This is a genomic window from Dermabacter hominis NBRC 106157, assembly GCF_001570785.1.
Lineage (GTDB): Bacteria > Actinomycetota > Actinomycetes > Actinomycetales > Dermabacteraceae > Dermabacter > Dermabacter hominis.
Genome location: NZ_BCSI01000004.1, coordinates 90,965 through 109,647, shown reverse-complemented (window position 1 = coordinate 109,647; position 18,683 = coordinate 90,965). Strand labels below are relative to the sequence as shown.

18 protein-coding genes are annotated in these 18,683 nt (G+C 62.9%); 2 read left to right on the top strand and 16 right to left on the bottom strand.

Annotated elements, in window-relative coordinates; genetic code table 11:
* Positions 1–37: 37 nt before the first annotated feature.
* Entirely contained in the window at positions 38–1,144 is a 1,107-nt protein-coding gene (locus DEHOM01_RS05920; protein WP_061211933.1) for a DUF3866 family protein, read from the top strand.
* Here DEHOM01_RS05920 and DEHOM01_RS05915 read toward each other — a convergent pair.
* The 15 genes from DEHOM01_RS05915 to DEHOM01_RS05845 all read right to left on the bottom strand — a co-directional run bounded on the left by DEHOM01_RS05915 (position 1,134) and on the right by DEHOM01_RS05845 (position 16,731).
* Positions 1,134–1,583: a PH domain-containing protein gene (locus tag DEHOM01_RS05915; RefSeq protein ID WP_082738743.1), complete on the bottom strand. Its 450-nt coding sequence runs from the start codon at positions 1,581–1,583 to the stop codon at positions 1,134–1,136. The genes DEHOM01_RS05920 and DEHOM01_RS05915 overlap by 11 nt on opposite strands.
* Positions 1,584–1,589: 6 nt before the next feature.
* Positions 1,590–2,267, bottom strand: a complete 678-nt coding sequence (gene rpe / locus DEHOM01_RS05910; RefSeq protein WP_061211931.1) for a ribulose-phosphate 3-epimerase — start codon at positions 2,265–2,267, stop codon at positions 1,590–1,592.
* A gap of 27 nt (positions 2,268–2,294) precedes the next feature.
* Entirely contained in the window at positions 2,295–3,842 is a 1,548-nt protein-coding gene (locus DEHOM01_RS05905; protein WP_061211930.1) for an RsmB/NOP family class I SAM-dependent RNA methyltransferase, read from the bottom strand.
* Positions 3,839–4,786 (bottom strand): methionyl-tRNA formyltransferase, encoded by a 948-nt coding sequence (gene fmt / locus DEHOM01_RS05900; RefSeq protein ID WP_061211992.1) that lies wholly within the window; start codon positions 4,784–4,786, stop codon positions 3,839–3,841. The genes DEHOM01_RS05905 and fmt overlap by 4 nt, the downstream gene beginning before the upstream one ends.
* Positions 4,787–4,810: 24 nt before the next feature.
* On the bottom strand, positions 4,811–6,766 hold the full coding sequence (locus DEHOM01_RS05895; protein WP_061211929.1) for a primosomal protein N' family DNA-binding protein: 1,956 nt from the start codon (positions 6,764–6,766) through the stop codon (positions 4,811–4,813).
* Between the two features lie 128 nt (positions 6,767–6,894).
* Positions 6,895–7,269, bottom strand: a complete 375-nt coding sequence (locus tag DEHOM01_RS05890) for an FKBP-type peptidyl-prolyl cis-trans isomerase (RefSeq protein ID WP_061211928.1) — start codon at positions 7,267–7,269, stop codon at positions 6,895–6,897.
* A 21-nt stretch (positions 7,270–7,290) separates the two neighbouring features.
* Positions 7,291–8,277, bottom strand: a complete 987-nt coding sequence (locus tag DEHOM01_RS05885; protein WP_061211927.1) for an FKBP-type peptidyl-prolyl cis-trans isomerase — start codon at positions 8,275–8,277, stop codon at positions 7,291–7,293.
* Positions 8,274–9,662 (bottom strand): Pup--protein ligase, encoded by a 1,389-nt coding sequence (gene pafA, locus DEHOM01_RS05880; protein ID WP_061211926.1) that lies wholly within the window; start codon positions 9,660–9,662, stop codon positions 8,274–8,276. The genes DEHOM01_RS05885 and pafA overlap by 4 nt, the downstream gene beginning before the upstream one ends.
* Complete coding sequence (gene prcA, locus DEHOM01_RS05875; RefSeq protein ID WP_061211925.1) at positions 9,659–10,342, bottom strand: proteasome subunit alpha; 684 nt, start codon at positions 10,340–10,342, stop codon at positions 9,659–9,661. The genes pafA and prcA overlap by 4 nt, the downstream gene beginning before the upstream one ends.
* Positions 10,339–11,097, bottom strand: a complete 759-nt coding sequence (gene prcB / locus DEHOM01_RS05870) for a proteasome subunit beta (RefSeq protein WP_061211924.1) — start codon at positions 11,095–11,097, stop codon at positions 10,339–10,341. The genes prcA and prcB overlap by 4 nt, the downstream gene beginning before the upstream one ends.
* The gene (locus DEHOM01_RS05865; protein WP_016664543.1) at positions 11,094–11,282 is read right to left on the bottom strand and encodes a ubiquitin-like protein Pup; all 189 of its coding nucleotides are present in this window, start codon (positions 11,280–11,282) and stop codon (positions 11,094–11,096) included. The genes prcB and DEHOM01_RS05865 overlap by 4 nt, the downstream gene beginning before the upstream one ends.
* Positions 11,283–11,345: 63 nt before the next feature.
* Positions 11,346–13,022: a depupylase/deamidase Dop gene (dop, locus tag DEHOM01_RS05860; protein ID WP_061211923.1), complete on the bottom strand. Its 1,677-nt coding sequence runs from the start codon at positions 13,020–13,022 to the stop codon at positions 11,346–11,348.
* The gene (arc, locus tag DEHOM01_RS05855; protein WP_061211922.1) at positions 13,019–14,575 is read right to left on the bottom strand and encodes a proteasome ATPase; all 1,557 of its coding nucleotides are present in this window, start codon (positions 14,573–14,575) and stop codon (positions 13,019–13,021) included. Before arc ends, dop begins: the two co-directional genes overlap by 4 nt.
* A complete protein-coding gene (locus DEHOM01_RS05850; protein ID WP_061211921.1) occupies positions 14,572–15,609 on the bottom strand; it encodes a tRNA (adenine-N1)-methyltransferase in 1,038 nt (345 codons plus the stop codon). Before DEHOM01_RS05850 ends, arc begins: the two co-directional genes overlap by 4 nt.
* A 30-nt stretch (positions 15,610–15,639) precedes the next feature.
* Positions 15,640–16,731 (bottom strand): M50 family metallopeptidase, encoded by a 1,092-nt coding sequence (locus DEHOM01_RS05845; protein ID WP_061211920.1) that lies wholly within the window; start codon positions 16,729–16,731, stop codon positions 15,640–15,642.
* Between the two features lie 79 nt (positions 16,732–16,810).
* Here DEHOM01_RS05845 and DEHOM01_RS05840 point away from each other — a divergent pair, with 79 nt between their 5' ends.
* Complete coding sequence (locus tag DEHOM01_RS05840; protein WP_061211919.1) at positions 16,811–17,662, top strand: PAC2 family protein; 852 nt, start codon at positions 16,811–16,813, stop codon at positions 17,660–17,662.
* Between the two features lie 33 nt (positions 17,663–17,695).
* On the opposite strand, the gene DEHOM01_RS05835 is transcribed toward DEHOM01_RS05840, so the two are convergent.
* Complete coding sequence (locus DEHOM01_RS05835) at positions 17,696–18,568, bottom strand: undecaprenyl-diphosphate phosphatase (protein WP_061211918.1); 873 nt, start codon at positions 18,566–18,568, stop codon at positions 17,696–17,698.
* Positions 18,569–18,683 lie beyond the last annotated feature (115 nt).

Genomic DNA, 18,683 nt, shown 5'->3' with positions numbered 1-18,683 from the left:
CTCAACCCTAGCGTCCCGGCTCGGTAAGCTTGGGACCATGATCGCGCAGGAAACGGGAACGGTGCTCGAGCACCGAGATACATGGCCGGGTGTCTGCCGCGTGTGGGCCGCGCTCGATTCCGACGGTACCCGCGTGAGCGCCCTCGCCTATCTCGACATGGTCGCGGCGCCGGCGGTGGGCGATCGCCTCCTGCTCAATACCAATGCCCTTCGAAAGAGCCTCGGGACGGGAGGCGACGCTTTCATCATCGCCAATCTTGATGCGTACGAGCGCGGAGAGCTTCCCGAAGGCCACATGATGAAGGCCCGCTATACCCCGCAGCAGATGATGGTCGATGCCATCGACGACCCTGCTTCCCCGGCCCACGAGGCGATTGACGCCGTGGAGAGCCTCGACGGGATGAGCGTCATCGTCGCCGGTTTGCATTCAGCCGTCGGCCCCATCGCCGCGGGCTTTCACGCGGTGCGGCCGGGGGCGCGGCTCGTGTATGTCCACACGGATTGGGCTGCGCTACCCGTGGCATACTCGCGCGCTAATGCCCGCCTTCGCGAGGAGGGAATCCTTTCAGCCACCATCAGCGCCGGGCAGTCGTTCGGGGGCGACGCCGAAGCAGTGTCCGTGCCCTCGGCTCTTGCCGCGGCACGCGCACACTTCGAGGCCGACGCCGTCATCGTTGCGCAGGGGCCCGGAAACCTCGGGACCGGTACACGCTGGGGCTTTGGGTCAATCGCCGTCGCGGATGCCCTCCACGCCGCTGCTGCGATGGGGGCGCGAGCCATTTGTGCGCCACGCGTATCCGAGGCTGACCCGCGCTCGCGCCACGTGGGCCTCTCCCACCACTCGAGGACCGTGCTCGAGCGCATGCTTTTTGCGGGAGTCGAGCTACCGAGCCTATCCCCATCCGAGCGCAGCGATATCGATCGCGAGATAGCCGAAAGCTACGCACACATGAACTCGGTGCGGGCCGCCCGCGGGTTGCCCGCCCATCGAATCACCGCCACGTCTGGCGAGGGCCTCGAAAACGCGATACGCGCGCTACCGATACGCGTATCGACCATGGGCCGCGGGCTCGAGGAAGATCGGGCGAGTTTCCTTTACAGCGCTCTGGCGGGCCGGATTGCCGCCGAGGTGCCTACGGTCTAAGCGAGTGCGTGTCGATGAGCGCGTTGAACTCCCGCGCCATGACGACGCCTCTTTCGCCATCGGCCCGTTGAAAGGCCATGACGGCACACGTGTCGCCATCGGCCACATCCAGGTGTGCCCACGGGTCTCCTTCGGGGAAGCTCACCCCGATCAGTTCGGCCCATTCGAAGCGGCGCGTCGAAAAAGCATTGCGCACCGTCACGCAGGCGGCGTCGGCTCGCACGTGGACGCTAGCGTGCCGGTGGCAAAACCACCCCACTGCGAGCGCGAGCAGCACGAAACCGAGCGAATCGAAAACCTTGTGGGTGAGAAGCGGAAGCGACACGGCCATCACGAGGCACGCAAGGGCGAACACTGCGGCGACGATGTACCCCCACCTGCGTACTGCACGGGGACGATACGTGAGCGGTAGTTCTGGGATGTGCGAAGCGGCAGGCATGGGGGATTAATCGTGACGATGGGTGCGTGCGAGTTCACGCAAGGCGTCGATCTCAGCCTCCGCATCGGCTGCTTTATAGACCGCGCTTCCCGCGACGAACACGTTCGCCCCGGCCTCAGCGGCTCCCTCGATCGTCGCGCGTGAGATGCCGCCGTCAACCTGAATCGACACTTCGAGGTTCTGCTCACTGATAGCGCGACGCGCTCGTCGAACCTTGGGGAGCATCGAGTCGATAAACGATTGCCCACCGAAGCCGGGCTCGACCGTCATCACGAGGAGCATGTCGAACTCTCCAAGGATGTCCACGAGAGGCTCGACCGGTGTCGCTGGGCGCAGCGCAACGCCGGCCTTAACACCCTTCGCTCGAAGCTCCCTCGCGAGTCGCACGGGAGCATTCGAGGCCTCAAGGTGGAACGTCACCGACTGTGCTCCAGCCTCGGCGTATGCCACGGCATCGCGGTCGGGCGAATCGATCATGAGGTGGGCGTCAAGCGGGATCGGTGAGCGCTTCGCGATCTGCTCGACCATGCTGACGCCGAACGTCATGTTGGGCACGAAGTGGTTGTCCATGACGTCGATGTGGGCGGCCTCGGCATTGGAAATCTTGTCGAGTTCGGAACCGATGTGCATGAAGTCGCTGTTGAGAATGGATGGGTGGATGCTCGTTGACGACGTCGAGTACACGGGAGGCTCTCCTATCGTGGTGGAAGGTCAGGATTCTGGATCGATTTTGCGAAACAGCGCGAGGAACATGGCGTCTGTGCCGTGCACGTGCGGCCACAACTGCACAAAGGGGCCGTTGCCGAGGTCGATGTCACCCGCATCGCTACGAAGCCCGGCACGCAGCGCTTCACGAGCGTCGAGAACTTCGAGATCCCCGTGCCGGCGCTGCGCCGCCTTTGCCACGAGGAGCGTCTCATTAGCGTGCGGCGAGCACGTGACGTAGGCAATCACGCCACCTACCTGGGTGGCCGCGACCGCGCTGTCGAGAAGCTCGCGTTGCAAACGCCCGAGAGAACCGAGATCACCGGGTTGCTTACGCCACCGCGATTCTGGCCTGCGCCGTAGCGCGCCGAGGCCCGAACACGGGACATCGGCAAGGACGCGCGAAAACTGTTCGGGGAAACGTTCGCCGATCGAGCGGCCGTCGGCGGTGAGCGTCTCGACCTCCGCACCCGCTTCTACGAGCGTGTGGACCGAACGCTCGACGAGGCGCGTGCGGTGTTCCTGTAGCTCGACCGCCAGCACCTCGGCGTCGTGGGTGATGCTCGCACCGGCGAGAAGCGCGGTTTTACCCCCGGGCCCCGAGCAGAGATCAAGCCAGTGATGGTCGGGCTCCACGACGAGGCTATCCGCGCCGAGGGCAAGCGCGAGTGCGACAAGCTGCGAGCCCTCGTCTTGAACAGCGGCACGTCCCTCATTAACCGCGGGAATCGTCCCCGGATCGCCGCCTGGCCACGCCATCGAAAACAACGACCAGCGGCCGGGCTGTGCACCGGCTTGGGCAAGCTCGTTTTCGTCGGTTAGACCGGGCCGCATGACGAGGCTGACCGAAGGCGCGTCATTGTGGGCGGCCAGCAGGGCGTCGATCTCGCGTGGATCCCGCCCGTGAGCTTTGAGGGCCTCCCGCAGCGCGCGCACGATCCATTCCGGATGCGAATAGGTGATCGCAAGGAAACGGTCCTCGTCGTCCTCGCGGGCCGGAACGACAATGGCAAGCCATTCCTCGAGTGTTTTTTCCCCCACGCGGCGAAGCACGGCATTGACTAGGCTTGCCGAGCCTGCCCCGGTCACCTCACGTGCAAGGCCCACCGTCTCAGAGGCAGCAGCGTGCGCCGCGACCCCCATATCAAGCATCTGGTATGCGCCAAGGCGAAGAACGTCAAGAACGGCAGGCTCGATTTTCGAAAGCGGGCGATCCACGCATTCCGCAAGAACTGCGTCGAGCCGACCCTGTGCCCTAAGCGACCCGTAGAAGAGCTCCGTGGCAAAAGCGGCATCGCGTCCCTCCACACGATGGCGACGAAGAACGGTGGGGAACACGATGTTCGCGTAGGCATCCTCCTCGCTCACACGTCGCGTTGCCTCGTATGCGGCGAGCCTTGAGGGGGTCGTTTCGCGGCGGCGTTCGCTCGGGCGCTTGCGCGAGTAACCGCGTCGAGGGCCGCCCCTGCCGCGCGAACCGCTCCGCTCGTGACCCGCGTCGTTCCGGTGACGCTGGGTATGTCCCCCGCGACGCTTCTGTCGCTCCTCGCTCATGCCGCGTTCTCCTCTTCCATGCGCTCGCCCGTTTCCAGTCGTACGCCGCGCGCCCAATCAGCAGCGGCCATGTGTTTCTTGCCCGCCGGCCCCACGAGCGTCAGCTCGAGAGGCTCGGTGGCGGTGCCGAGGAACACGTGCTTCTTCGTGACACCGAATTCGCCGGGGGCGAGGCTCATGCCTTCGGGGGCCTCTGTGTTTCCTACGCCGAGGACCTTGAGCCTCGAACCTCTCACGCTCGTGAATGCGCCAGGATTGGGGGCAAAAGCGCGAATGTGAGCGGCAACCTCCCGTGCGGGGCGCGCCGGGTTAATCCGTGCTTCGTCGGCTCGAAGTTTGCGAGCGTAGCTCGCTCCCTCCTCTTCTTGCGCGGTGAGAGTCAAAGTACCGCGGTCGAGTTCATCCATGACCTCGACAAGAACCCGGGCGCCATGCTCGGCCATGTCTTCGAGGAGCTCTCCCGCAGTCGCAAGCGGGGCAATCGAGTGCGGCTCCTGGCGCGCCAACGCGCCCGTGTCGAGGCCTTCGTCAAGTTTGAACACGCTAAGGCCCGTTTCCTGAAGGCCCTGCTCAATCGCGCGCTGTACCGGTGCCGCGCCGCGAAGCGCGGGAAGCAGCGAAAAGTGAAGGTTAAAAAACCCGTCGGGAAGGGACTCGAGCACGGGGCGCTCGAGAATCTGACCGTAAGCGACGACGGCCGCTACCTCGGCACCGCTCTCGCGGATCCACTCGCGCGTTTCTGCACTTCGCGCGTCAGCGGGTTTGAACGTTGGGATTCCCAGCTCTTGCGCGAGGACCGCAACGGGAGAGGGCACGAGGCTCTTCCCCCGCTTGCCGCGGGCATCGGGCTGCGTGAGTACGCCGACGACTTCGTGGGAGGAATCGGCGAGGGCGGAGAGGCAGGCTGCGGCAACGTCGGGCGTTCCGGCAAAAAGAATTCGCATGATGCCCAAGTCTAACGGCCACGCCTAGAAGACATGCGGGGGGTCAACCTGAAGGCGAAGGGAGCCCGGATGCTTCTTTGCGCTACGCACGAGCATGACGGCTCGCGCCGCCTCCACCAATGCAGGCGCGTGCTTGACCGGGCACCGGAGCACGACGCGCGCTTCGGCATCAATGGTGGAAGACTCGACCTCCGTGGGGCCAAAAATGTCGACGCCTCGCGGCGCATCGATCCGTTCGAGGAAATCGGTGCACGCCGTTCGGTCTCCTCGCACCTCGAGGACCTTAAACGCAGGGGGAAGCCCGAGTTCGGCGCGTTCTTCCAACACTCGGTCTATAAATGCGTTCGAGCGCACGAGAACGAGCGAACGAAGTGCGGGGTGCTGATCGGGTCCAACGATCAACACCTGCCCGCCCTTGTCGAACGTGCGGGTCTGGCCGATCACATGGGAGTAACGGCGGATTGTTTCGCAGTCGGCGTTGTAGGCGGCTCTGCCGAGGGAGGCGGCCGCGTCGATGATCACCGACGCCGCGTATCCGCCCTCGGGCTGCGGCTCTGCGCCCGGCGTTGCAATCACGAGGTCGCCGTCGCGAACGTCAGAATCCTCCACAATTCCGGAGGCCCCGCCCGATACGTGGAGCGTTGCGTTCGGGAAGGAGCGCTTCAAATCGGCAGCGGTGCGTTCTTGGCCGAGGACTATGGGGCGCAGATCCGCTCCCCCGCATTCCTGGCACCGATAGTGGCCGTACCGACGAGAACACACGCTGCACGATAGTTCCCCTCTTCCAGGCGCAGCGAGCGTCGCGTGGCAATGCACGCACGTCGCCTTGGTCCCGCAGAATCGACACGCGAGTGCCGGGGCGTATCCCGCTCGCGGCACGTGGACCAGCACGGGCCCTTCCGCAAGCCCTCGGCGTATAACCGCGTGGGCGTGCGACGGCAAACGCGAAAACCCGCTTGCCCCCTCTCTCTCACGCAAGTACGCGTCCATGAGCTCGATACGTGGGTGAGTATGGGCATGGGCGGCGGGCACGGGTTCGAGAGCCGCGAGAGTGCCGGCAAGGGTGAGGTAGCGGGCGAATTCCGACGGTGCCCGCGAAACGAAGAGCAGGGAACAGCTTTCGTGGAAGCTTCGCGTGAGGGCGACAGTGCGCGCGTGGGGGTAGGGCGCTCGTGGTTCTTCGTAGAGGTCGTCATCCGGATCCCATACAAGGATCATGCGGAGGTTTGCCACGGGAGCAAAAACAGCGCTGCGCGTCCCGATGACGAGGCGTGAGCGCCCCTGGAGTGTGGACAGAAACGCCGTGTACCGCGCATGAGGGCCCTGTGCGCTACCGAATTGGACGTGGTCGATCGCGTGCGCCGTGAGGGCCTTTGCCAGTCGATCGACGTCGCGCTGATCACTCGCGAGGATGATCGCTCCCGCATCATCCTCAAGTCCCGAGAGGCATTCGAGCACGAGTTCAATCCACGAATCCACCGGATCGAGAACGATCGACGCCCGCGGAGTGCGGTCTCCACCGCATGAGTGCTCGAGGAAAGCCCCGAGCCCCGCGAATTTGGAACGGTACTTCTCGCTCTGAGGGCTAGTGTTACCGCTCGAAGCAGTCTTCTTATCAGGTGCGCCAGATTTTTCGCGTGCGCGGCGCTCCATGCGCGCCCGGTGTGCCTTTTCCGCGCCTGCGCTGCGCGCGGGAACGGCGAGTCGCAGCACGTCGCTGAGCGATCCCGCGTACCGCTGCGCAACGTCCTCGCACACCCGAAACATGTGCTCCGAAAGGAGAACGTCCTCGCTTACGACGGACACGAGCGGTGCGAGCGGCCGGGTAGTGTCGGGTCTTTCGTAGCGTGCCCGTATGAGCGCCTCGTGCTCGCGCCCGGAGAATCGCACGCGCACCCTCATCCCGGGCTCAACAGCATCGAGAGCCGCGGGGACCGCGTACTCGAAGGGGCGATCGAGGTGCGCGAGAGTACCGAGCACGTGAACAGAGACGACCGGCCGATCCGTCGCGAGCGCGAAGCCCGCGGTGGTTTCGAACGGTCGTCCGTTGCGACTGCTGTCTTCGCTCTTGGGCGTCGCGGAGTCAAAGAGCGCCGGTGGCTCCTGGGTCAGCGCCCGGTCACCCCAACGAGATCGCAGACGAAGATCAAGGTTTCCCCACCTTTAATAACGCCCGGGACACCGCGGGGACCGTACGCAAGCGACGAGGGGATTTCGAGACGTCGGCGCCCGCCCACGCGCATTCCCTGCACGCCACGGTCCCAGCCGGGGATGACCTGGCCTACGCCGAGCGTAAAGCGCAGTGGCTCACCTCGATCCCACGACGCATCGAACTGTTTGCCATCGCTGAGGCCTACCCCCACGTAGTGGACGTCGACAACGTCGCCGGCCCTGGCTTCGTCACCGTCACCGACCTTCTCATCGATGATGACGAGTTCCTCGGGCGCTTCGCACCCTTCAACGCTCACAACTGGTTTCGACATGATTCTCCTGAGATTTAGTGCTTAGGCTTCGGGCGAGGCCACGTACAGAACATCGGCGACAAAGAGAAGGGTCTTGCCGGCGAGAGGATTCTGATTGCCTTCGCCCGCTTCCCCGTAGGCCGACGCCGGCGGAAGAATCAGAGCAATCTGGCTACCTTGCGTTGCACCCTCGAGCCCCTCATCCCAGCCCTTAATGACCTGGCCGTCGCCTAGCTTGAACGAGAACGGGGTGCCACGCCCCCACGACGAGTCGAACTCTTCTCCGGTTGCCCAGTCCCAACCGCGGTAGTGCATGATGAGCGTGTCGCCCTTCTTCGCGGCCGGTCCGTGACCTTTGATCGCGGGGGCGACAACCTGCTTAGTGGGAGCGGTACCGTTCGGTTTGGCGGTGAGATTTGGAGCGCCGTCCTCACCGAGGGCGAAACCGGGAACCTCCGCGGGAAGCTTCTGTGCGTCGCCCTCAGCTCGCTTCAATGCAACGCCGACGACGTCCCCGACCTGGAGCACCTTTTGTTTTTGGGTCCCGGCCACGCCGGCCATGAGAAAGCGCGAATGGGAGGTCAACCCCGTAAAGAATTCGGTCGCCGTTTGGCCCACGGATTGCTTATCCACCTTGAAAGGAGAGAACGTCCCCTCCTCCCACTGCGAAGCAAGGACTTCCGCGCTTTCCGGATCAAAGTAGGCGGAACGGGTCACGATGAAATCGCCTTCGGCGATTGCAGGGCCGTCGCCCTTGCTCACCACGGTTGAGTGGAAGTTAGAAAACTTCAGCGGGGCGTCGAAATCGACAGTCGGATCCTCACCAAACGCACTTGTGACCTTCACGCGGTCAAGAACATTGGCTTCGTCGGCCGCACTACCGCCGCCATCCGAAGCCGTGGATGCGCCCGAGTCCGATGCTTGAGCAGCGCCCTTCACCGTAGGTGACGGCTTTTTCGCGCACGCCCCAAGGGTGACAAGGGCGGAAGTGGAAGCAGCTGCAGCGAGCAGCGAGCGACGGTTGATCACTGGAGTCCTTTCAGCTCGGCGGGTGCCGATGAATATTCTTCAAGACTATCGAGCAAGCGGTCGATTTCTGGGTTTTCGACCTCAAACGGATCGAGCAGTGTGATGGGAAGAGCGCCGGGTGTGTTCGGTCGCACGGTCGTCCAATCCACCGCAACGTCGATCCCCTTTTCCCGTGCGAGTGTCAAGACTCGTGAACGCAAGTGCGCGCGAGTCGTAGCCGGACCCAGTCGACGGGCGGCCTCAATTCGCTCGTCGCTCAGGACGCTCGTCGCAAGTCCGTGGCGCTCGAGTGCATAGAACACGCCTCGATCGGGATCAATATCGTGATAGGCCAGTTCGAGGCGCTGAATCTCGGGGGCGTTGAGCGCGAGCCCACGCCGATCCGCCACCGTCGTAAACAGCTCGTGCTTAATCGCCCAGTCGAGTTCGCGATTGACGAGCGAGAAATTCCCCGTTTCGAGCGCTCGCAGCCCTCTGTCCCACGTGTCCATCATTCGAGGATCGAGGTCATCGTATGTGCGCTCGAGAGCGGAGAAATAGGCGCGCTGAATCGAAAGCGCCGTGCTCACGCCGCCGTTCTTCAGCTGGAGTGGTTCGCTCGCCGTGAGGTCTCGCGCAATTCGGCGAATATCGCTGATCGGGTCTGCGAGCTCGAAGTCTGCAAAAGCGTGCCCGTCTTCAATAAATCGCAACACGGCGAACGTCATCGCGAACCTCAGCCAGGTGGAGACTTCACTCATGGTCGAGTCTCCAGAAATGACGTGCAGTCTCCTGTAGCGCGATGGATCGCCGTGGGGTTCATCGCGCGTGTTAATGATCGGGCGTGCACGGGTCGTCGCGGACGAAACCGTCTCCCACATGTGGTCGGCCCGCAGCGAGAAGCCGAAAACCGGCCCGCCCTCGCCTTCGAGAACTCCCCCGGCCCCCGTGACGATTTGCCGCGTAATGAGGAATGGCAGCAGCAATGCTGGCAGGCGTGTGAATTCGCCTTTGCGCTCCACGAGGTAGTTCTCGTGGCTTCCGAAGGAATTGCCCTGCGAATCAGCATTGTTTTTAAACAGATGGATGCGTGCGTCGCGGCCGTCGGATTTCAGCCGCGCGTTGGCCTCATGGACGAGGGCGTGAAGCTCCCTCTCGCCCGCGCGCTCCTGGGCGACAATGTCCCACGGGTCATCGCATTCCGCGGTCGCATACTCGGGATGGGAGCCAACGTCGAGATAGAGCCTGCCCGCGTTCGTCAGAAACACGTTCGAGGAACGCCCCCACGCGACGACCGGCCGGAACAGTTCCCTTGCTGCGGCTTCAGGTTCGAGGGCTTGCCGCCCATCGGCGGTTACCGCGAGAAGCCCAAATTCTGTCTCTAATCCGCCCACGCGTCGTTTCATAGATGCGACCTTTCCGCCCTGGCCATCCTGACAGGAGTGTGCCTCTCAAACGAACGCAACTCAACTCCACGTCGAAGCAGGGCAATCTCGGCATGGATTCTGTCATCGGCGTGGGTTCGCGCAAGCTCGCGTACGCAAAAATCGATCACGGCCCCGGCATCGCGCTCATGAAGAGCGCTGTCGAAGGCACGTTGTGCGAGTCCCTCGGGAACACCGCCGATTGCGGCGAATGTGCCGTGATCGCTCAAAGATCCATCGAAGCTCAAAGAGAAAATACGATCCAACTCTGGCGCCTGCCCGACTTCCGGCAGCAAGAGCGCAATCTCCAGCGGTTTTGGTGCGGAGACGAATGCCTCGCCAATGGCGTGGGCGAGAGCGTTGGCGAGCGAGGACGCCGAAACATCACGGCGGGAATACTGGTAGGCGCGAGTATCGGCCCACCGCACGGCCGCGAGCCTGAGCGCCTCGTACTCGTGGAACTTTCCTGCGCCGGCAAAGGCGATGTGGTCGTGTACCTCGCCGATTTTCATGAGAGACGTCGATGAATTGAGGGCGATGATGACAATGCCATCGGCGCTGCTCGCGGCGATAACCGGCAGACCACGCGACACTCCGCGACGGGAGAAGTCGGCCCGATCCTTCGTCAGCTGTTCGGGATCGACGTAAAACGGCATGCTCATGAAAGCTCCTTAGCGAGCTCCAGGATCCGATCCGCATCCACGAAGCGCGCGCCGTCTGCATCGACGTCGACAAGAACGGGAAGTGACCCGCCGCGAAGGCCCGAGGTTGCCGAATCTCGACGGGAGGCGGACGCGAGTGCCTGAAGGGAAAGGCGATGGGCTTCGTCGCGGTCGCAGTCGAGAATGTTTCGCCGTGCATCGAGCACCGCCCGCGCGATGTCGCTGCCCGAGCCGATGGCCGCCGTCTCTTCCTCCTCGTACGATCCTCCGGTTGCATCGAAGGTGTGCACACGCGCCATGCCCAGGCGCTCATCGAAGCCGGCGAGCAGCGGGACGGCGGCGAGGCCCTGCAGAGCAAGCTGGAGGTGCGCGCGCACGAGAATGCTCAGCCTTCGAACCTTGCCTTCGTGACTAAGCGCGTGCCCTTCGATTTTCTCGACGTGCTCGAGTTCGAGGGCGAACAAGCGCGCAAACTCAATGCCGAGTCCGGCGGTGCCCGCGATACCGATGGCCGAGTGAGAATCGGCAAGGAACAATTTCATCATGTCGTCCTTGACGATCCGGTAGCCGGCGCTCGCACGTCGATCAGCGGCGAGCGTGACGGCCTTCCCACCCGTATGGCGGACGGCAATGATCGTCGTCGCCTCGGCAACAGTCACGTTAGCGTTGCTTACACCTGAAAGCTCGGGGGCCAGAAGGCCCTCCGCCTTCAAGTGCGCCGAAAGCGAGGTGAGGGGGTCGCCAAGGTTGGTCACTGACCGCCCTTTTGCACGAAGGACTTCACGAAACTCTCCGCGTTGGACTCGAGCACAAGGTCGATCTCGTCGAGGAGATCGTCGCTTGAGGCGATCGACGCTTGAATCTGGCCGGAGTTCTGGTCGATAAGCGGCTCGTCATTCTCATCGCCGCCACCGGAACCGTGAATCTGCGACTGTGTCATGGTGTGACGTCCTTTCTCTTCATTCGTGTCCACGCTACATGCGCCCCGCGACGGGGCGCGCCATCACCGCATCTCATCAGCGGCCTTCCGAAAACTCTCAAGGAGAGTCGCAATCTCCCCGCTTGGATCGACCCCGTGCGCCTCGCACCACTGTTTCGACGCGACCGTTGGATCGGCGAGACGCACGCGCATGGCCGCACCCTCATGTCGCACCGTAACGACGTCCCACCCTGCCGAGTCAAGATCGTCGCGGTGGTGCGTGACAAGGCCGCCCCGTATGTACGCTCTGGTCGATTCGGGAGCGTGTGTCACCGCGTGCGAGATCTCGTCATCGCGCACGAGTCGGCGCACGCGCCCCGCCTTCGCAAGCTTCTCGTAGATGGATTTATCCTCGCGGACATCCGTGAATTGGAGATCGAGCGCCGCGAGCCGGGGGTCGGACCACTCCAGGCCGTGCCGCTCCCGAAACGCCTTAACGAGGGCATACTTGCCCACCCATTCGATGCGATCCGCGGCTTCCAGTGGATTACGCTCGAGCACCTCCAGAAGCTCGGTCCACAGCGCGATCGCCTCGAGGGTCTCTTCATCGGCCTCGTCTCCCTCGAGCGAATTCTTCACGGCGCTCAAGTAGGCGCGTTGAATATCCAGGGCCGACGCTTGCCTACCATCCGTGGTGGCATAGGTTTTCGCGAGGCCCAGATCATGCGAAATCTCGTGGACGGCCGCGACAGGATCGACAAGCTGAATGTCCGGAAGGAGCGACTTACCTGTCGCGTGTTCCCGTTCCGCAAGGCTCAAAACGAGCGATGTCATCGCGAGCTTGAGGAACGTTGAGGTTTCGAAGAGGTTCGCATCGCCAATAATGACGTGCAGCCGGCGAAATCGCGAGGAATCGGCATGGGACTCGTCGCGAGAGTTAACGATAGGCCGATTGAGTGTCGTCTCGAGCCCCACCTCGTTTTCGAAAAAGTCGGCGCGTGAGCTAATCTGAAAGCCGTCGATCTCACCGCGGGTGCCGATCCCGACGCGTCCCGCCCCCACGAGAATCTGGCGCGTCGCGAAAAAGGGGATCAGAATTTGGCAAAGGCGCTCAAAAGGGACACCCCGGTCCACGAGATAGTTCTCGTGCGTCCCATAGCTTTGGCCCTTGCCATCGGTGTTGTTCTTGAACAGCGCGAGGGCCGGGATGCCGTCGGCCTCCTCGATGCGAGCCATGGCGAGCCGAGCGATACGCTCCCCCGCCTTATCCCACACGACCGCTTCGCGGGCGGTCATGACCTCTGGCGAAGAGTATTCGGGATGGGCGTGATCGACGTAGAGTCGAGCACCGTTGGTCAGTACCGCGTTTCCGATCGCACGGCGTTCCGCAAAATGCAGGGTCGCGGCGTCGTCGAGGTCGAGCGGAATATCGTCACCGACCGTGATCTCGAAATCCGCGTCGACGCTTGGGACGTGCGCATCGTGCGCTTCATGGGTGAGCTGAGTAGGGTGTGCGGCAGCGCGCTGAACTTCAAACCCACGCGCGTCACGCAAAGGAGTTTCGTCGCCGTAGTCCCAGCGGACACGGCGCTTCGGTGAGTCTTCGAGCAGGGCATAAGCTGCGACGGCATAGTGCGAGAGGCGAATTGACGCGTTCGCCCCGGAACGTTCACGCTCGGAATCAGACGTGTGAACGATGCCGAATTCCGTTTCGATGCCCATTGGGCGCCGAGTTGTCAGGGGCGGAATGACCGAGCTCATGGTGCCGCGACCTCCTCGCTGCTCGCTGCGCGGCGCGGCGTCATGCGGGTAATACGTTGGCCGCGACGACCCGAAACTCGAGCCCAATCATCAGGATTTGCGGTCGAGGGAAGATCCTCATTTTCCTTGAACTCAGTGTGGATTGCTTCGAGAAGGTGAGCGCGAGAAATCCCCCGCTCACCGTCGGAAAGCTCCGCCTTAATCGCGAGCTTCTTCGCGCGGTCCACAATGTTGCGAAGCATCGCACCGGACATGAACTCCGAAAAATACAGCACCTCGGTTGTCCCATCCGCATACTCGAGGTCGACATAGGCCATATCGTCGTCGCGCGCGTAAATACGCTCGATAGCGAAATCCACGAGAACGTCGAGTTCTTCGGCAAGCGGGACGTCATGCGTGAGGTAGAGCCGCAGGATTTCCGCGCCCGCCTTGGGGCCAGGGCGTTCGATGCGGATCTTGACGTCGAGTCGCCCGGGCCGAACGATCGCCGGATCGATCATGTCCTCGCGGTTTGAGGCCCCGATGACGATGACGTTCTCGAGACTTTCCACACCGTCGATCTCGGCAAGAAGTTGGGGCACAACCGTTGACTCGACATCCGAGCTCACCCCCGACCCGCGCGTGCGGAAAAGCGAGTCCATCTCGTCGAAGAACACGACGACCGGATTGCCCGAGCTTGCCTTCTCACGGGCGCGCTCGAACACGAGCCGAATGGAGCGTTCCGTCTCGCCCACATACTTGTTGAGAATTTCCGGTCCCTTGACGTTCAGGAACCACGAGCGATTCACAACCTCGCTCGGATCCTGGCCGCGTTGACGTGCTGCTTTGAGGGCGAGTTCGTGCGCAACAGCCTTGGCGATCATCGTCTTTCCGCATCCGGGCGGGCCATACAGGAGCACGCCCTTTGGCGGGCGAAGACCATACTCATGAAAGAGCTCCTGGTGCAGAAACGGCATCTCGATGGCGTCGCGGATCGCGTCAATCTGGTCGCCAAGGCCACCGATATCGCTGTAGGACACATCCGGAATGTGCTCGAGGATGAGGTCCGCAACTTCCTTGCGTTCAAGAACCTCGAGAACGAGGGAGGATTTCGGGTCGACCATGAGGTGATCGCCCCTATTGATACGACTGTCCAGAAGTTTCGGAACGACGTTCATGACACGCTGTTCATCGGCGTGAACCTGAACGAGCACACGAGAATCCTCGAGCTGCTCTACGGCGGTCGCGACAAAACCCGTCGTCTCGTGCGTCAATGCTTCAACGGCTATGAGGTTCTCATTGAGGCGCACCTCTTGGCCTTGTGTAAGCGCTTCGACGTCAATGTCGGCGGCAACGAGTACGCGCAGCTTTCGACCATTGTGGAGGATATCGATCTGGTTATCCTCGACTTTCGCAACGAACGTGCCGAAAGAGGACGGCGGATCCGCGAGTGACTCGAGATCACTTCGCAACTGCACGATCTGTTCGCGCGCTTTCGACAGCGACTTCACGAGCTGCTCGTTACTGCGAGCAAGCTTAGACAGTTCCTCGTTCAGCTCCTGATAGGTCTTCACCGCGTCCTCCCCTGCCTAATGTCTCGAAGTGCCCGCTTCGTCTTGCGTGGCGCAACGTTGCGTTCGCGGAAGTCCTCGCTCGTCCATTCATGACTCGAGCCACCGAAGCCCTCGTTTGCGGGGTCGTTGAGCTCCGCCTCATCCCGCGAACCGGGGGCCGGGCGTTGCTTGCGAAGCAGTGCCTTGCAGCCGCGAGCCGTGCGGCGGGACGTCAACAAAAACCCCGTATGGGCGTTCATGCGGTGCTCAGGGCGCACCGCAAGGCCATCGAGATGCCACGGGCGCATCATCGTTTCCCACGCATAGGGCTCGGTGAACTCGCCGTGATCCCTAAGCGCCTCGACCGTACGAGACAGCTGCGTCACCGTCGCGACATACGCGAGAAAAACGCCGCCGTCCTCAAGCACCTCTGCCGCACTGTCCACGCACTCCCACGGCGCGAGCATATCGAGCACGACACGGTCGACGCGCTCGCCCTGCTGCGCGAGCTCATGCGCGCCGTCCTGGAAATCGCCGATGCTCAAGTCCCACCACGAGGGCACGGAACCGAAGAAACTTTCGACATTAGCCTTCGCGACCTCGGCGAAATCTTCGCGGCGTTCGATGGAGCGCAAAGAGCCGTCGGGCCCAAGCGCCCGCAAAAGCGCAATCGTGAGCCCGCCCGAGCCCACCCCTGCCTCAAGAACGCGTGCCCCCGGGAAAATATCCCCGTACATGAGGATCTGCGCGGAATCCTTCGGGTAGATAATCGCCGCGCCGCGAGGCATCGCCATCATGTAGTCGTTGTAGAGCGGGCGCAGCGCCTGAAAGGCGACGCCAGCGCTGTTCTCGACAACCGTGCCATCGCTCTTGCCGATCAGGTCGTCATGGCGAAGGAACCCGCGGTGGGAATGATGCACCCCGCCCTCTTTAAGCGTGATCGTGTTGAGGCGATTCTTGTGGTCGGCGAGCTGGACCTTGTCCCCCACAACGAAGGGCCCCGTACGGTCGAGGCGTGCAGTGACGGTGGGGTCGGTTTCGTGCGGCGAAGTCATGACAGTGAGTCTACGTGGCTTTTGCGCACCTCACCCGCGAGCGTTCAGCGCGCGGGCTACATCCTGCGCAAAAATCACGCTCACAAACTGACCTGCGTCGTTGCGCACGAGATAGGCGGGCGCCTCATCAGCCTGCATGGCAGCGAGAAGGTCGCTCCCCTCGGGACGCCCATCGAGCACCGTTGCCCTCACCACGGGTGAGAGCACCGCGTGAACCGGATAGTCCGCAGGCGCCTCAGCGATCGCGGCAGCCGGGGCGAGGACGACGCCGTCGGGATCGACGTAGAGCCCACCGCGTTCAAGGTAGGACCGTTCCCGCTCAACCGTTGCTGCGTTCGAAAGCGTCCGAACCTCTTGCGACACGTGCGCGATGTGGAGCATATCGGCGCTCTCGAGAAAGCGCGCGTGGGCGATAGCCTGCGAGGCTCCCTGAAACAGCGATAGCGCGATCAGAATGCTCCACACCGTCCATAGCGGGGACGGTAGGTCTCCGCGCACGGCGGAGAGCGCGAGTGGGACGACCACGACGCCGACGGCGATCACACGGCCTACCCAACCCGTGATGATCGTTGCCCGGGCAGCGTTGGTTCCACGCGCACGTAGGATCGCTTCCAGAGCCCTCCCGCCATCCATGGGCAGCCCCGGGAGGACATTGAAGATCGCGAGCGCCCAGTTGAGGGTCGAGGCAAAATGGCACGCAAGCACGCACATCGCGAATGCTCCCGAATCGGCGTTCAGGAGCACGGGCGTCAGGGCCCGAGCGACGGCGCTCAGGATGAGGGCAAGGATGGCATTCGTGGCCGGCCCCGAAAGTGAGATGAGCATCGAGCGCGAAGGGCTCAGACGCGGTCCCTCATACTTCGTGTGCCCGCCAAACAAGGTCAGGGCGATCTCACGCACCCGAGCCCCGAAGGCACGCGCGACACACGCGTGTGCGAGCTCGTGCAAAGCAACCGAGAGCAAAAAGAGCACTGCTGCGATGGCTGCCGCGCCAATGGCAAAGGCCCCCGGCAAGTACTGGGCGAACTGCGGCTGAATCATCACCGCAAGCAACACCGCAAAAAGAATACTTCCGGCCCCGACGGAGACCTTTGGCATCGTACGTTCCAGCTCAGCTCCCATATCCGCCTCGTTTCGACCTTGCAGCGTCGAGAACTATACTTGCACGACACGCCTAACGGCGTAGCTGAAGGAGGAATGCGTGCCCGAAAACCCCGCTCGCGACGAGGTCAACCGCACAATAGCCATCGCAGCCTTCGGCGGCTGGAACGATGCAGGTACCGGCAGTAGTGAAGCCCTCACCCACCTGATGAACACGATCGGCGTCGATGAGGAACGCCCACCTCACACCATCGACGCTAATCACTACGTCGACCTCCAGATCAACCGCCCGCTCCTGGCCAGGGATAGCGAAGGCCAACGCCGCGTGACCTGGCCGCACACGCACATCATCCCCCTCAAGCCCCACCGAGGCACGCGGATCCTCATCATCACCGGCCCCGAGCCCTCCTTCAACTGGACGGGCTACTGCGAAGACATCCTCACGCACGTGACATCCGCTCAGTGCACGCTTCTCGTGACACTGGGGGCCCTGCTCGCCGACACCCCGCATACGCGGCCGCTGCCAACATCGACAACGTGGGGTTCGCAAACCCCGAGGGTTGCCGACGCCGACGATTACGAGGGCCCCATCGGCATCCCCGCCATTTTGAACGACGCTGCCCACACCGCTGGCGTCGGAACCCTTTCCCTGTGGGTCCAGGTCCCGAACTACGTAGGCCAAAACCCCGCCCCCAAGGCCACCCTCGCACTCCTGACCGCACTCGATCGCGAACTTGACCTGCACATTCCCCTCGGCGAGCTCCCGGAGGATGCACGCGCGTGGGAGCGCGGTATGGACGCCATGGCCGACGAAGAGGCGGACATCAAGCAGTACGTTGAGCAGCTCGAACAGATGAGGGATGCGACGGAACTGCCGGAAGCATCGGGCGATGTGATCGCTTCCGAGTTCGAGCAATTCCTCCGCAGACGCGAAGACGGCGACACGCACTAGGCGCGCCGCCGTCTTACGTCGGTTCTGGAAACTCTACACGCCCCCGAGCGGGGACACCGCCCCGAACACGAGCAGGAGAAGAAGAACCGTACCTGCGATGAGGCGGTACCACACAAACACCGAGTACGAGTGATTCTCGATGAGGCGCATGAACCACACGATCACCGCATAGCCGAGCACGAACGCCACGAGCGTTGCGACGATGATTGCCGAAAGGCTTGGCTCCCCCGCTGCCATAGCGGCGGCGCGCCCCTCAGGGCTCAAGAGGGCCGGCACCTCCTTGTACGCCTTGTACAGGCCAGACGCGAACACCGCCGGAATCGCGAGGAGGAAAGCGTAACGCGCCGCGGCTTTGCGGCTGTAACCCAAGATGAGGCCCATCGTGATCGTGCCACCGGAGCGGCTCACGCCAGGGATGAGGGCGAGAGCCTGCGCGAGGCCGTAGAGGATCGCGTCTTTGAGGCTCAAGTCCTCCAGATTCTTCTCCTGCGCACCGCGTGCATCTGCATACGCGAGAAACACCGCGAAGAGGATCAGCATCGCTGCCGTGATGTACAGATTACGAAGCGCGTGGTCGATCTGCTTCTCGAACAAGAGCCCGAGAACTCCGATTGGAATCGATCCGAGGATGACGAACCACCCCATGCGGGCATCAGGATCCGAATGCGGAACCTTACCTACGAGCGACTTTGCCCACTGCGCGATGATGTGGACGATGTCCTTGAAAAAGTAGATGAGGACGGCGAGCTCAGTTCCTAGCTGCATGATTGCCGTAAATGCCGCCCCGGGATCCTGCCCTGGGTTCAGAAGTTCACCAACGACGCGCACGTGAGCGCTCGATGACACGGGAAGAAACTCGGTGAGCGCCTGGACAATGCCCAGGATCACCGCATCGAGGAAACTCAACTCAACGACTCCTTATCAAGTTGCGTGGGCATCAGATCCATGCGCGGCACGCCGGGCGATTTCGCCACAATGCGACACTACGCGGCACCTCTCCGCCTGGAAGGCACCGCGCAGT